Raw genomic sequence first — 13,874 nt, forward strand, 5'->3', positions numbered from 1 at the left:
CATGAAGATGAAAATCAAAAATTGGATATATACAGCAGCCCTTGGAGCAGCAATCAGCTTTGCAGGGATAACTAAGACCTCTGCCCAAGTGGGACAGGACAGGTATTTCCGGGCTATCGGAACTCCTCACAATCCAAAAGTGCAGGTTTCTTGGAACAGGTACCATACCAACCTGGCCTTAGAGGAAATCATGAAAAACATGGTGAAACAGCATCCCAATCTGGTAAAGCTGGAAAGTATTGGTAAATCTTACCAGGGAAATGATATATGGGTACTGACCATCACCGATTTCAAGACAGGAAAAGCAGAGGACAAACCGGCCATGTGGATCGATGGTAATATCCATTCCAACGAAATACAAGGAACCGAATTTGCACTTTATACTGCCTGGTATTTGACCGAAATGTATGGAGACCTGGAATTTATCACGCAGCTATTGAAAGACAAAACTTTCTATATCGCCCCTACCATCAACCCGGACGCTCATGATTCTTTTATCAAGGAAGCGAACAACCAAAACTCCCCACGGTCCGGAATGATTGTATTGGACAATGATGGTGATGGTCTTGCCGGGGAAGACCCATTCAATGACCTCAATAAAGATGGACATATCACCATGATGATCAGAAAGTCTTCAACCGGAAGATTTATCAAAGACAAAATGGATCCGAGAAAATTAATCCCTGTCGCAGCCGATCAAAAAGGAGAATATGAAATGCTTGGATATGAAGGTTATGATATGGACGGGGATGGTGAAGTCAATGAGGATGGTATAGGTTATTATGATCCCAATAGGGACTGGGCATGGAATTGGCAGCCGGATTACATCCAAAGGGGTGCTTGGAAATATCCATTCTCTGTACCTGAAAACAGAGCGGTTATGGAGTTTGTGATGAAGCATCCTAACATAGCAGCTGCCCAAAGTTACCATAACTATGGCGGAATGATCCTACGAGGCCCAGGAGCAGAAGAAGACCTAAACACCTACAATGCTTCGGATGTAAGGGTATATGATGCAATTGCCAAGAAAGGAGAAGAGTTTATGCCCGGATATAAATACTTGGTAGTGTACAAGGATCTTTATTCTGTTTTTGGAGGACAATTAGATTGGTTTTATGGAGGAAGGGGAATATTTACTTACTCCAATGAACTGATGACCTCCTATTTGTATCTCCATCAAAATGCAGGTCGTGGCAATCAGGATGAGCAATTGAAAGTGGATACCTACCTTACCTTTGGTGATGCATTTGTCAACTGGGAAGAGTATGATCACCCTCAATTCGGTAAAATAGAAATAGGAGGATTCAAGAAAAACTTCGGCAGGTTACATCCAGGATTCCTGATGGAGCAGGATGCCCATAGAAATTCTGCCTTTACCATACTACACGCTTACCATACTCCCAAATTGAGTATATCAGAAGTGAAAGAGAAAGATCTTGGAGGCGGTTTAAAAGAAATTACTGCTACTATTTTCAATGAGCGATTGATCCCTACCCATTCCTCTCAGGACATCAAGTATAAGATCGAAAGGCCTAATTACGTAAGCATTTCAGGTGCAAAGGTGGTTGCGGGCTTCATTGTAGAAAATGAGGATTTCAATAAACTGAAGGAACAAAAGATCAGCCCTGAAAAACTAGAAGTGGAAAATATCCCAGGTATGGGAGCAGTAAAGGTGCGCTGGATTGTAACAGGAGGTGGCAGCTTCAGCATTGACATTGACTCTGCTAAAGGTGGCAAAGCCAGTTGGAAAAAATAGACACTAAAGCTGCTTAAACAAAAAAGCTCCAAGGATTCTGAACCTTGGAGCTTTTTTTATATAAAACCCTTCAAGGCCTGAAGCAATTCTTTCTTGGTCATGTATCCCCCTTTTCTCCAAAGTATCTTCCCTCTTTTGAAAAGGATAAAATGGGGAATTGATCGTACTCCAAACTGCAAACTGACCTGTGGATTTTTATCAACATTAAGTTTATACAATTTCAATTTACCACCCAATTCTTCCACCACAGCATCCAAAACAGGATTCATAGTCTGACAAGGAGCACACCACTCCGCAAAAAAATCTACCAAAACAGCTTCATCTGTAGCCTGGATTACATTTTTAAATTTATTCTTTGCCATAGATACCTGCAATTTTTCCTGATATAACGCCAGCTCCTTGGGAATGTATTAATCAAGGAATTGAATGTATTAAATACAAAAACTACCCCTGGAAAGTTCTGGAACAAAAGGCACAAAAAAGCCCGTCCCCAAAAGAGACAGGCCAATCCTTCACGCGATGAATGGATTATTAATTTGGTCGGGTAGGTAACTGTATACCCAATTTGGCCAAAACCAACTCAGTAAATTTATCATCATCTCTGGTGTACAACAGGATAGGTGAATTTCCTGCAGATTCGGAGAAGATATGTGTATAATTATGTTCAGCGGCCACAGAATTGATAGCATTGAACACCTTTTGCTGTACCGGCTCAAGCAGTTCCTGAAGTTTTCTTTGATAGGCTACCTGTGCATCCTGCTCAGCTTTTTGCAATTCTTGCTGCAATCTCCTCAACTCCTGCTCTCTTTGAGCTCTCGCATCTTCTGTCATAGTAGGAGCTGCTTGCTGATAAGATTGAACTCTCCTTTCAAAGTCCTGGGCTTTGGTTTGCATATTGGTCTGCAATTGGGTCTGATAGTCTTGAATATCTGCACCGATTTGCTCCATCTCTGGCATCAAGTCCATTAAAAGCTCTACATTGGTATAACCAATTTTGATATCAGACTGGGCCTGAGCTACGAATCCTACGCAAATTATCGCGATTGCGGAAAGGATAACTTTTACTTTCATCATTGTTCTAGTTAATTAATTTTTATTTTTCTAAACCTAATTCCTGAAGCACAAACTCCGAATAGTCATGCCTCGGATCTGAATAAATCATTAATGGCCCTGAAGCCTTGTCAAACAGCACTGCAAGATTGAACCTTTTGCAGACTTTGTCAATTGCGTCAAAGATCTTTGACTGTAAAGGTTGCAATAATTCAGCTTGTTTTTGGTAATACTGACCGTTGATACCAAATACCCGGTTATTGAATGCAATGGCCTGTTTCTCCTTTTCCTGGATGGCCAAAAGCCTTTCCTGATACATTTCCTCGGTCAGCAAAACTTCTTCTGCCTTCAGGTTGGAGCGCATCTCCTTGATTTCCTGCTCCAATTTTTGTGCCTCTTTTTTCCATTGCTCACTCAGGGATGTCAATTCATTCTGAACCAACTTGTAATCAGGATGCTTGTTTAATAGAAATTCAGAATCAATATATCCAAATTTCTGGGCGTATACCGGACTCCAAGCAAGTAGGGTGCCGATAAAACCAAACAAAAATAACAATTTGAGTGATCTTTCCATCATTATCTGAATTGCTGACCAATAGTAAAGTGGAATTGAGGGCCGCTTCTTTGTACTTGCCCAGGAAGTGGGTCAAAACCATAGCCCCAATCCAGCCCAAGCAAACCAAATGCAGGCATGAAGATTCTTGCACCCACACCAGCAGATTTCTTTAAGTTATACGGATTAAATTCCGCATAGGATCCCCAGTTGTTACCCGCTTCCGCAAAGCCAAGCAGGAAGATAGTGGCTGAAGGGTTAGGAGAAACCAGGAATCTCAATTCCATCACATGCTTATTATAAACGATACCCCCATAACCTTCGGTTCTATTGGGATCGAATCGGGATTCTCTTCCCGGAGTAATAGCTTGGTTCTCATACCCTCTCAATCCAATAATTTCCTGTCCAAGGGCAAAGTTATTGAAGTTCATTCCATCCCCACCCAATACGAATCTCTCCAATGGAATGATGCCGATTCGATCACCATACGAGCCCAAGAATCCCATATGTGTCCTTGCACTGATTACCCATTTGGATGAACCAAAAACGGGTGTAAAGAAAGAGGCATCAAACATCCACTTATGATATTCAAGCCATCTGAATTTCTCCTCATCAGGGGATTCCCTGTTTATATTCGGATTGAGCGAGGCATAAGGAGGTGTAAAGGTAGTCGTCAAGGAAATATTGGAACCAAGTCTTGGATAAATAGGGTTGTCGATATTGTTCCTTGCAATTGTATTGTTGAAGGCCAAACTGTTTGCCCTTCCAGTCGGGAAACTTAGACCAAAGCTGGTTCCAAAACGGTCAAATTCATAAATCTGAAAGGTCAGGGAATTACTTACCATAAAGTAATCATCAGGCCAGGTAACTCTTTTAGAAAGACCAACTGTAGCCCCTGTAATTTTAAATGAACCTAATATCTGATCTAAATTACCACTTCTAAAGTCAATCTGACGCTGTACAGAGTGGTTAAAACTTACTGAAAGAGCATTAGGTTTTTTACCTCCAAACCAAGGTTCGGTCAAAGAGATGCTGTAATTCTGGAATGTCCGCCCATTTGCCTGCACCCTCAAGGAAAGCCTTTGTCCATCACCTACAGGAAGCGGTCTCCATTTTTCAAAATTACCGATATTCTTGATGGAAAAGTTATTGAACACCAAACCTACTGTACCCACAAATCCAAAGAATCCTCCCCATCCACCAGATAATTCTATCTGATCATTGGGCCTTTCTTCTAATTTGAAAGTAATATCAACCGTGGCATTCTCAAAATTGGGTCTCATATCCGGTTCGATCTTTTCCGGATCAAAATATCCCAATTGCGAAAGTTCCCTGATAGTCCTTACCAACAAGCTCCTGTTAAACTTCTGTCCTGGAAGGATCCTGATCTCCCTCATGACTACATGGTCAGATGTCCTTTCATTACCTTCAATATTTACAGAATTTACAGTAACCTGCGGACCTTCAAAAATCCTCAGTTCAATATCAATGGAATCACCCTGCACAGCTACCTCCACAGGATCTATCTGGAAGAAAAGGTATCCGTCATTTTGATAAAGGGAACTGACATCATCCTCTTTTTGAGGATCGTAATTCAATCTTTTCTCTAGTTTTTCCTTGTTATAAACATCTCCTTTTTCTATGCCCAGTCGGGCAAGCAATACTTCTGATGGATGTAAATAATTGCCTAAGAAAGTTATATTTCTGTAATAGTATTTAGTTCCCTCTTCCAGCGATATGTCTACATTAATGGTATTGTCGGAATGCCTGTACGTAGAATCTGCAATGACTTCTGCGTCTCTGAAACCCCTGGAATTATAAAAACCAATCAGCTTCTGTTTGTCTTCTTTGAAATCCTTTGCCACATATTTGGAAGATACAAAGAAATTCAATTTGAAATTCCTGTTAAAATAGTCCTTTACCTGCTCATCGCTGACCACATTCCTGTAAATGATTGCCTCTTTTGCAGATTTGGGTGTAGTGTTAGAAATCCTTGATGCCAATTCCCTGAAGAAATGCATCCTGGGATGCTCCTTAGTCTTTTTAAGTTTCCCTTTTAATTTTTTATCAGAAATTTCCTCATTCCCATAGATATTAACCCTATTGATCTTGACTTTAGTTTTGGTGTCAACATCAAACCGGATTTTCACACTATTTGGTAAAGTTGTATCCCTCTCCTGAATCACTTTTACTTCGGTATTCAGAAATCCCTTGTCCACAAAGTATTGGCGGATATTTCTTTGCGAAGTACTGAGTACATCGTCCCTTACTACCCTCCCGCGGATTTTAATCTTATCCTTAAGCTCACCTTCCTGGGTTTTATTGACGCCAGTGAATTCAACACGGGAGAATCTTGGTCTCTCTGTAAGTTCCAAAAGCAGATAAATATCATCTCCTTCAATTTTAGTAACCAAGATTTTTACATCCCCTATAATTCCTTGTCCCCAAAGTTTTTTGAGTGCATTAGATATAGCATCTCCGGGAACGGAAATTTCATCATCTACTCTTAGACCTGAAAGTGAAATAACAGCTACCTCATCTAAAGTAGCGAGCCCTACTGCTTTGATCTCAGCAATTCTGAATTTTTGTGGCTTGGAATAATTCAGTTCCAAAATATCAACAGGCTTTGCCGGGGTAAATCTACTTTGCCCCAATCGGATCTGTGCCTGGGCAGTTACTGCCCATATTATCATTAAAAGTATTAATGTACTCCGCTTCATTCAAGGTTTTGATTTAATCTGGGCAGTTGTTTTTCCAAACCTCCGCTCCCTTCTTTGGTAATCCAATACAGCCTCCAATAAGTGCTCCTTCCTAAAGTCAGGCCACAGAACTTCTGTAAAATACAGCTCTGTGTAGGCCAATTGCCACAATAAGAAATTGCTGATCCTCAGCTCACCACTTGTCCTGATCAATAACTCGGGGTCAGGTACCCCTTTTGTATCCAAATGATCAGCAATTACTTGCTGATTGATCTGTTCTATGCTAATCTGTCCTTCAACTACTTTTTTGACAATCTCCTTAAACGCATTTTCAATTTCCCACCTGCCACTATAGCTGAGAGCAAGCAATACAGTTAATCCTGTGTTTTGGGCAGTAAGTTCCTTAGCCTCCTTTAGTTTTGCCTGGGCAGAAGAAGGAAGGCTTTTGATGTCACCGATGGAAGAAAGCCTGATATTATTTTTCATCATGGTAGGGACCTCATCCGTGATAGAACTGATAAGGATTTCCATCAGGGCATTGACTTCATCCTGGGGTCTGGCCCAGTTTTCTGTTGAAAACGCATAAAGTGTGAGGAATTTAACTCCGATTTCGGCTGATATTTCAATGGATTCCCTTACAGCCGTAAGAGCATTTCTATGACCAAAAATCCTCATGGCGCCTTTCTTCTGGGCCCAACGCCCATTCCCGTCCATGATAATCGCTATATGTTGGGGGATGTTATTCCTGTCTAATAATTCCTTCATTCCGGGTGTAAAGAATCCACTCTTATTTTTGGAGGTACAAAAATGCTATTTCTTTTCCAATATTCTAACCTAATGCTCAATTAATTGTAAATGTAGCATTTGATGTTATTGAAGGAATAACTGATTGTCAGACCAAAAAAGTAATACCAGTCATTATCGCTGTAATTGCCACGGCTGATCCTTGAAGGTTGATTAACCCCATTGGCATCCGGAACCATTATTGGATTGACCGGTAACTTTCCATCTACTTTATCCAAAAGGTCGGTAAATGTAGCCCTAAATCCCAATTCCGCACCGAGCATCCACTTGTCGTTCAATTTATATTTGATACCAATTCCAAAAGGAATCACCGGGGTACTTACGCTATAATCTCCTGCTTCTTGATCTGCAAAATAGCTTCTGCCAGTCCCACTGAAATAGGAATAACCCAATCCGAAAAACCCATATGGGGAAAACCTGTACATGGACTGAGGATGTAGAAAATCAATAAAATGATATTCCATAACAGCTGTCAGTTCATAGACGTTTCCTTTAAAATATGCGTCTCTATTAATGGAAGGCAAGTCAATACGGGAAACAGAATCTGCCGCTGCCAATCTACCAAAAGACAGCCCTGCCCGTAAAGACCACACATTGTCAAAATTTCGTCTGCCAAACAACGTCCCTTGAAGACCAACATTTCCCTGATCAAACCTCCTTACCAGATCTCCGGTGTAGGTGGCTACTCCCAGACCTCCACCAAAATCATAACTTTGCGCAAAGACCCGGTCTGTAAGCATTCCTATAGAAAGCATTAACAGGGAAAGGATTAACCGAATGTTGACTTTATTCAAGACGATGCAATTTATGAAGTACAAAACGATATAAAAACCCCACTTAGTATTTCAGGGGTTAATTTTTGTTAAGATTAACAAGCTTTTAGAAAGCTAAACCAAATGTTCGGAAATTGAAAATATTCCAGTCTAATTTCTCATATCAAAGCCCCAATTTAACTTTTGCCTTAATGTATCAAAATAGCTGTAACCATAAAATTTGACCAACATGGCTGAAAAATCAGCTTTCTTCAGTTTGAGTTCTACAGTAGCATCAATGGCAGTGGACCTTGAATCCAAAGAAATAAGGAATTTCTCGGATCTTCCCTCTATTTGAAAACTGATGACCGACTCATCCGAAACAATGATCGGCCTTACATTGAGGTTATGGGGGCTAACAGGAGTGATTACAAAATTCTTGGCACCTGGGGTAATCAATGGCCCACCACAACTCAATGAATAGCCGGTAGAGCCAGTGGGTGTCGCCACGATTAACCCATCTGCCCAATAGCTGTTGAGATATTGGCCATTGATATAAGTATGGACAATAATCATGGAAGAGGTATCTCTTTTGTGTATTGTAAACTCATTCAGGGCAAAATTCATCCCATTAAAAACAGGTTTGGAGGATTCCAAGCTGACCAAAGTCCTAGACTCCAGACTATACTTCCCCTCAAGCAGGTCATTGATGGCCTTTTGGATATTTTCCTTGGCCACGGTCGCCAAAAAACCCATCCTTCCTGTATTGATACCCACAATAGGAGTCTCCATCCTTCCAACTTGGATGACTGTATCCAAAAGGGTTCCGTCACCACCTACCGAAAGCGCAAAATCCATATCCTTTACCTCCTCCATAGAAGTGATCACATTGGCTTCGGTCACTTTTGTATGCGGCTTTTTAAATGATTTGGAGAAACTTTCTGTAAAAAAAATCCGGATACCCCGGTTTTTTAATAAATCTATCAATTGTTCGATAAATGGAATAAATTCCTTTTGCAGGTTGATTCCATGTAGCACAATGTTCATTGCTGAGCTTTTAAATATTCAAGAATCGGAAAAGATTATCAATTCTTTCCTGCTCTTCACTGATATTATTTTCTTCCTGATATTGGTCGATTATTTTAAAGCCAAATCTCTCTAAGGTGGCTTTGATATGTCTCAATTCCATTTTGTCCAATTTCAAAGTCAGCTTGATCTTACTGTCATCCAGTGGGTCATTGGAAATAAAACTACTCAAAATCTTGGCATTTTCAGACTCGATGATCCTGGCAATTTCAAAAAGGCTATAATCCGTCATATACATTGACAGGACCAGTACTGCGCCATGGGATTGGATGGAAAGAGTATCGGCAAAGGCTCCTATTGCATCTTCCATAGTAACCACACCCAGGTATTTTTTGTCCCTATCTACCACTGCCACCATGTTGATATCAAATTCAGAAGAAACCTTTATGACATCATAGATATGCTTATCCATATAGACAAAACAGGATGGGCTTATTAAGTCTAACTTTGCAATCTTTGAATCAGGTTTGTTCTTAGTATAAATCTTCTCATCTGTCAAAAATCCAAGAAAATTCCCATTTTCTATCACAGGCAAAACGTTGGTTCTAATCTCCTCCATCCAAGACAAAGCCATCTTAGCCTTATCCGTTGGTTTCAAAGGTGGAATGAGATTATTGATGAATTCGTACGCCTGCATGGACTAAAGATATTTAAATTGTTCCGAAATATAAAACAGGTCTGTCAAGTATCTGGTTCAAATAAAATAATTCCTGACAATTTGTGCCAGTGATGCGACAGCTCCAAAGGATATCCCTTATTTTAGAAGTTCCAAAATTCAGGAGTTTGTATGTACATAGTTTTTGATACCGAAACCACAGGATTACCAAGGAATTATGACGCCCCAATGGAGGATTTGGACAACTGGCCCCGGCTGGTCCAAATTGCCTGGCAGCTTCATGATTCCAGGGGAAAATTGATATCCAATCATAATTACATTGTTAAACCGGAAGGTTTCACCATTCCCTACAATGCCGAAAAAGTCCATGGTATTTCCACGGCCAGGGCAAACAAAGAGGGGCATGATCTTGAAAAAGTACTTCAGGTTTTCCATGAAGATGTGGAAAAAGCCCAATACCTGGTAGGTCACAATATCGGTTTTGATATCAATGTAGTAGGCTCGGAGTTTCTTAGAAAGCAAATCCCCATGAAAATCAGGGAGATGCAGGAACTGGACACCAAAGACCTGGCCACTGATTTCTGTGCCATCCCCGGCGGTAAAGGGGGTAAATTCAAATGGCCAACCCTAACTGAACTGCACCAAAAACTTTTTGGAAATGGATTTGCAGATGCCCATGATGCCGCTTATGACGTTGACGCAACAGCAAAGTGCTTTTTTGGGCTAATCACCCAGCAGGTTATCAAGACCGAACCCGGTGTTAGCTATACCGAAGTCATTTATGAAGCTCCAAAATTGGATGCCGCAAATTTTGCAGCTGCGAAAGATGAAACTAAGTCAGCCGCTAAGGAAATTTTAAAAGCTGCAGGTACAGCCGATATTTCGGAAATGGTGGATATGCCATTTTCCCATCTCCACGTACATACCCAATATTCTGTACTGCAGGCTACATCAGAAATCCCTTCTTTGATAGCTCTCGCCAAAGAAATGAACATGCCAGCCATTGCCATGACCGATCATGGGAATATGATGGGGGCATTCAATTTTGTAAGGGCAGCACTTTCTGCTGACATAAAACCAATCATTGGCTGTGAATTCAACCTTTGCCGGGACAGAAAAAACAAATCCACCAAAGATGACGGTTTCCAGACTGTACTTCTGGCTAAAAATAAAGCCGGTTACCATAACCTAGCCAAACTTGCTTCTTATGCCAATATTGAGGGATACTATTATGTTCCAAGGATTGACAAGGAATTATTGGTCAAATACAAAAGTGATCTAATTGCCACCACAGGTGGCCTTTGGGGTGAAATCCCTTACCTTATTCTCAATGTAGGCGACACACAGGCAGAAGAAGCTTTTGTATGGTGGCTCGATCAGTTCGGAGAGGATTTTTACGTGGAACTTAACCGTCATGGAATTCCTGAGGAGGAAAAAGTAAATGAAGTATTGCTCCAATTTGCCAGAAAATACAAGGTCAAATATTTTGCAGCTAACAATACCTATTACAACCAAAAAGTGGATGCCAAAGCACATGACATCCTCCTATGTGTCAAGGATGGGGAATTGGTAGAAAAGCCGAAAAAATATGTAGGCAAACGGGGTAGGGAATTCCGTTATGGTTTTCCTAATGAGGAATTTTACCTTAAAAGTCCAGAGGAGATGAAAAAACTTTTTGCTGACCTTCCGGATGCCATTGCCTGTACCAGTGAGATTGTAGAAAAAATAGAAACATACAAGCTACAGAGGGATGTATTGTTGCCAAAATTTGATATACCTGAAGAATTCAAACATACGGAAGATGATCTCGATGGCGGAAAGCGTGGCGAAAATGCTTATCTGAGATACCTCACCTATGAAGGAGCCAAAAAGCGCTATCCGGTGATCAATGATGAGATCAAAGAAAGATTGGATTTTGAACTGGAAACCATTGAAAGAACGGGGTATCCCGGTTATTTCCTGATTGTGCAGGACTTTACAGGCGCAGCCCGCAAAATGGGTGTATCCGTAGGTCCAGGAAGGGGATCAGCGGCTGGTTCGGCAGTCGCATACTGCATAGGTATCACCAATGTGGATCCGATTGCATATGACTTGCTATTTGAGAGGTTCCTTAACCCGGACAGGGTTTCACTCCCCGATATAGATATTGACTTTGATGATGAGGGGAGGCAAAAAGTCATTGACTACGTGATCAACAAATATGGCTCTAATCAGGTGGCCCAGATCATTACCTATGGTACTATGGCCGCCAAATCAGCCATCAGGGATACTGCAAGGGTCCTTAATCTCCCTTTGTCAGAAGCAGACCGTTTGGCCAAACTGGTACCGGACATCAAACTCAAAGTTTTGTTTGATCTATCCAAAGACAGAGCGAAACTTTCTGAAAAACTAAAAGGCAATGGCGAGGACATGACCAAAGCCGAAGAGTTGATCCGCATTTCCAAAGGACAGGATGAACTCTCCAAAACCATCAATCAGGCAAAGGTACTAGAGGGCTCAGTTCGGAATACCGGCATTCATGCCTGTGGTGTAATTATCACTCCTGATGACATCACCAACTTTGTGCCTGTGGCCTTGGCCAAAGATTCGGATATGGTATGTACCCAATTTGACAACTCAGTTGTGGAAAGTGCCGGTCTCCTCAAGATGGATTTCCTGGGGCTGAAGACTCTCACCTTAATAAAGGATGCTGCCAAAATAGTAAAAGAGAGACATGGTATTGAACTGGATCCGGATAATTTCCCAATAAATGATGTCAAAACATACGAACTGTTCCAGAGAGGAGAAACTGTCGGCATCTTCCAGTACGAATCCCCTGGTATGCAAAAATACATGCGGGAATTAAAACCTACCGTATTTGCTGATCTGATAGCCATGAACGCCCTGTACCGCCCAGGGCCTTTGGAATACATCCCCTCCTTTATTAAGAGAAAGCATGGCCAAGAACCGATCACTTATGATTTGGACGATATGCAGGAGTACCTGGAGGAGACCTATGGAATTACGGTGTACCAGGAACAGGTAATGCTTTTATCACAGAAGTTAGCAGGCTTTACCAAAGGTGAGGCGGATGTGCTCCGAAAGGCCATGGGTAAGAAACAAAAGGACGTCTTGGACAAAATGAAGCCTAAGTTTGTGGAACAGGCTTCTGCCAAGGGACATGATGCCAAAAAGCTGGAAAAAATATGGAAGGACTGGGAGGCATTTGCTTCTTATGCCTTCAATAAATCCCACTCCACATGCTATGCCTGGGTTGCCTATCAGACTGCTTATTTGAAAGCCCATTATCCAGCAGAATATATGGCCTCTGTTTTGAGCAACAACATGAACGACATCACACAGGTCACTTTCTTTATGGAAGAATGTAAGCGAATGGGCATTTCTGTATTGGGACCTGATGTCAACGAGTCCAAGAGTGGATTTACTGTAAACAAAGAAGGACAGATACGGTTTGGAATGGCAGCTATCAAAGGCGTGGGTGAAGCAGCTGTGGAAGCCATTGTAGAGGAAAGGGAGAAAAACGGGAAATACAGCAATATTTTCGAATTCTGTAAGCGGGTCAATAACAGGGCATTAAACAAAAAATCACTGGAATCTCTTGCTATGGCAGGAAGTTTTGATTGTTTTCCACAACACCATCGCCGCCAGTATTTGGAGGCACCAGATGGTGATGTCACATTGTTGGAAAAGGCGGTAAAATATGCCCAGAAAGTGCAACAGGAATCTGAGAGTGCACAGGTGAGCTTGTTTGGCGGAGGCTCAGGAATGGAGGTACCCCTACCTTCTGTAACTCCTATGGAGCCTTTCAGTCAATTACAAGCCCTTAATATCGAAAAAGAGGTTGTAGGCCTATATATTTCTGGCCATCCATTGGATCAATTCAGGGTGGAAATGGAGTCCTTTACCAATACCCCTCTGCCTGAGTTTACCGATATGGATAACCTGAAGAAAAAGGGAGAAATAAAGGCTGCAGGAATGGTCACCGGTTTTGCGCACAGGACCACCAAAACAGGCAAGCCTTTTGGTACATTGACCATGGAGGATTATCATGGAGGGCATACTTTCTTCCTTTTCGGTGAGGATTACATCAAGTACAAAGAATACTTCATGACCGGTTGGTTTATTTATCTTACAGGTTCTGTCCATCCAAACAAATGGAAGGAAAATGAGTTTGAATTCAAGGTCAACAACATGATGCTGCTCAGCGATGTACGTGGCAAAATGATCAAAGGACTAAGGGTAAATATAGACCTGGACGATCTGAACTATGATCTGATGGAAAAGCTGGAGGAAATAACCAAAAAATTTAAGGGGGATGCCAAACTCTACATCAATATTATTGACAGTAAAGAAAATATCACTCTGGACCTCATGTCCAAGCGGTACACAGTAGATCCTTCCAATGAAATGATCAAAGATTTAGGACAGATCCCAGAGGTAGTTTACCAGATTATTTGATGATACGGGCAGTTGGGAAAATCTGAAAGGGTTTCTTTCAGCGAGGAGTTCATTTACATGAATTATTCAACCTGATTTGGAACTATTTACGGGGAATTTA

At 41.4% G+C, this 13,874-nt stretch carries 10 protein-coding genes; 2 read left to right on the top strand and 8 right to left on the bottom strand.

The genetic code is table 11. From position 1 onward, the window contains the following. The first annotated feature begins 7 nt into the window (after positions 1-7). Complete coding sequence (locus CLV48_RS08365; protein ID WP_106566887.1) at positions 8-1,756, top strand: M14 family metallopeptidase; 1,749 nt, start codon at positions 8-10, stop codon at positions 1,754-1,756. Between the two features lie 56 nt (positions 1,757-1,812). On the opposite strand, the gene trxA is transcribed toward CLV48_RS08365, so the two are convergent. The 8 genes from trxA to CLV48_RS08405 form a co-directional block, all read right to left on the bottom strand. Then, complete coding sequence (gene trxA / locus CLV48_RS08370; RefSeq protein WP_483862455.1) at positions 1,813-2,130, bottom strand: thioredoxin; 318 nt, start codon at positions 2,128-2,130, stop codon at positions 1,813-1,815. A 157-nt stretch (positions 2,131-2,287) separates the two neighbouring features. After that, a complete protein-coding gene (locus tag CLV48_RS08375) occupies positions 2,288-2,830 on the bottom strand; it encodes an OmpH/Skp family outer membrane protein (RefSeq protein ID WP_211299918.1) in 543 nt (180 codons plus the stop codon). A 19-nt stretch (positions 2,831-2,849) separates the two neighbouring features. After that, positions 2,850-3,380: an OmpH/Skp family outer membrane protein gene (locus tag CLV48_RS08380; RefSeq protein ID WP_414734289.1), complete on the bottom strand. Its 531-nt coding sequence runs from the start codon at positions 3,378-3,380 to the stop codon at positions 2,850-2,852. Positions 3,381-3,382: 2 nt separating this feature from the next. Then, positions 3,383-6,079, bottom strand: coding sequence for a BamA/OMP85 family outer membrane protein (locus CLV48_RS08385; RefSeq protein WP_106566824.1), 2,697 nt, complete (start codon positions 6,077-6,079; stop codon positions 3,383-3,385). Next, positions 6,080-6,823, bottom strand: a complete 744-nt coding sequence (locus CLV48_RS08390; RefSeq protein ID WP_106566825.1) for an undecaprenyl pyrophosphate synthase — start codon at positions 6,821-6,823, stop codon at positions 6,080-6,082. Between the two features lie 80 nt (positions 6,824-6,903). Beyond that, on the bottom strand, positions 6,904-7,656 hold the full coding sequence (gene porG / locus CLV48_RS08395; protein WP_106566826.1) for a type IX secretion system protein PorG: 753 nt from the start codon (positions 7,654-7,656) through the stop codon (positions 6,904-6,906). A gap of 129 nt (positions 7,657-7,785) precedes the next feature. Next, positions 7,786-8,661: an NAD kinase gene (locus tag CLV48_RS08400; protein WP_106566827.1), complete on the bottom strand. Its 876-nt coding sequence runs from the start codon at positions 8,659-8,661 to the stop codon at positions 7,786-7,788. A 10-nt stretch (positions 8,662-8,671) separates the two neighbouring features. Next, positions 8,672-9,337, bottom strand: a complete 666-nt coding sequence (locus CLV48_RS08405; RefSeq protein ID WP_106566828.1) for a CBS domain-containing protein — start codon at positions 9,335-9,337, stop codon at positions 8,672-8,674. Positions 9,338-9,487: 150 nt separating this feature from the next. On the opposite strand from CLV48_RS08405, the gene dnaE reads away from it, so the two are divergent. Further along, positions 9,488-13,774, top strand: a complete 4,287-nt coding sequence (dnaE, locus tag CLV48_RS08410; protein WP_106566829.1) for a DNA polymerase III subunit alpha — start codon at positions 9,488-9,490, stop codon at positions 13,772-13,774. The last annotated feature ends 100 nt before the right edge of the window (positions 13,775-13,874 follow it).

It is taken from the genome of Cecembia rubra, from assembly GCF_003014575.1.
In the GTDB taxonomy this organism is placed as follows: Bacteria; Bacteroidota; Bacteroidia; order Cytophagales; family Cyclobacteriaceae; genus Cecembia_A; species Cecembia_A rubra.

What these genes read in the sequence shown, in the direction of transcription:
- CLV48_RS08375 (WP_211299918.1), bottom strand. Translation starts at nt 2,830, where the DNA reads ATGATGAAAGTAAAAGTTATCCTTTCCGCAATCGCGATAATTTGCGTA.
- CLV48_RS08385 (WP_106566824.1), bottom strand. Translation starts at nt 6,079, where the DNA reads ATGAAGCGGAGTACATTAATACTTTTAATGATAATATGGGCAGTAACT.
- CLV48_RS08380 (WP_414734289.1), bottom strand. Translation starts at nt 3,380, where the DNA reads ATGGAAAGATCACTCAAATTGTTATTTTTGTTTGGTTTTATCGGCACC.
- CLV48_RS08400 (WP_106566827.1), bottom strand. Translation starts at nt 8,661, where the DNA reads ATGAACATTGTGCTACATGGAATCAACCTGCAAAAGGAATTTATTCCA.
- CLV48_RS08365 (WP_106566887.1), top strand. Translation starts at nt 8, where the DNA reads ATGAAAATCAAAAATTGGATATATACAGCAGCCCTTGGAGCAGCAATC.
- CLV48_RS08405 (WP_106566828.1), bottom strand. Translation starts at nt 9,337, where the DNA reads ATGCAGGCGTACGAATTCATCAATAATCTCATTCCACCTTTGAAACCA.
- CLV48_RS08390 (WP_106566825.1), bottom strand. Translation starts at nt 6,823, where the DNA reads ATGAAGGAATTATTAGACAGGAATAACATCCCCCAACATATAGCGATT.
- dnaE (WP_106566829.1), top strand. Translation starts at nt 9,488, where the DNA reads ATGTACATAGTTTTTGATACCGAAACCACAGGATTACCAAGGAATTAT.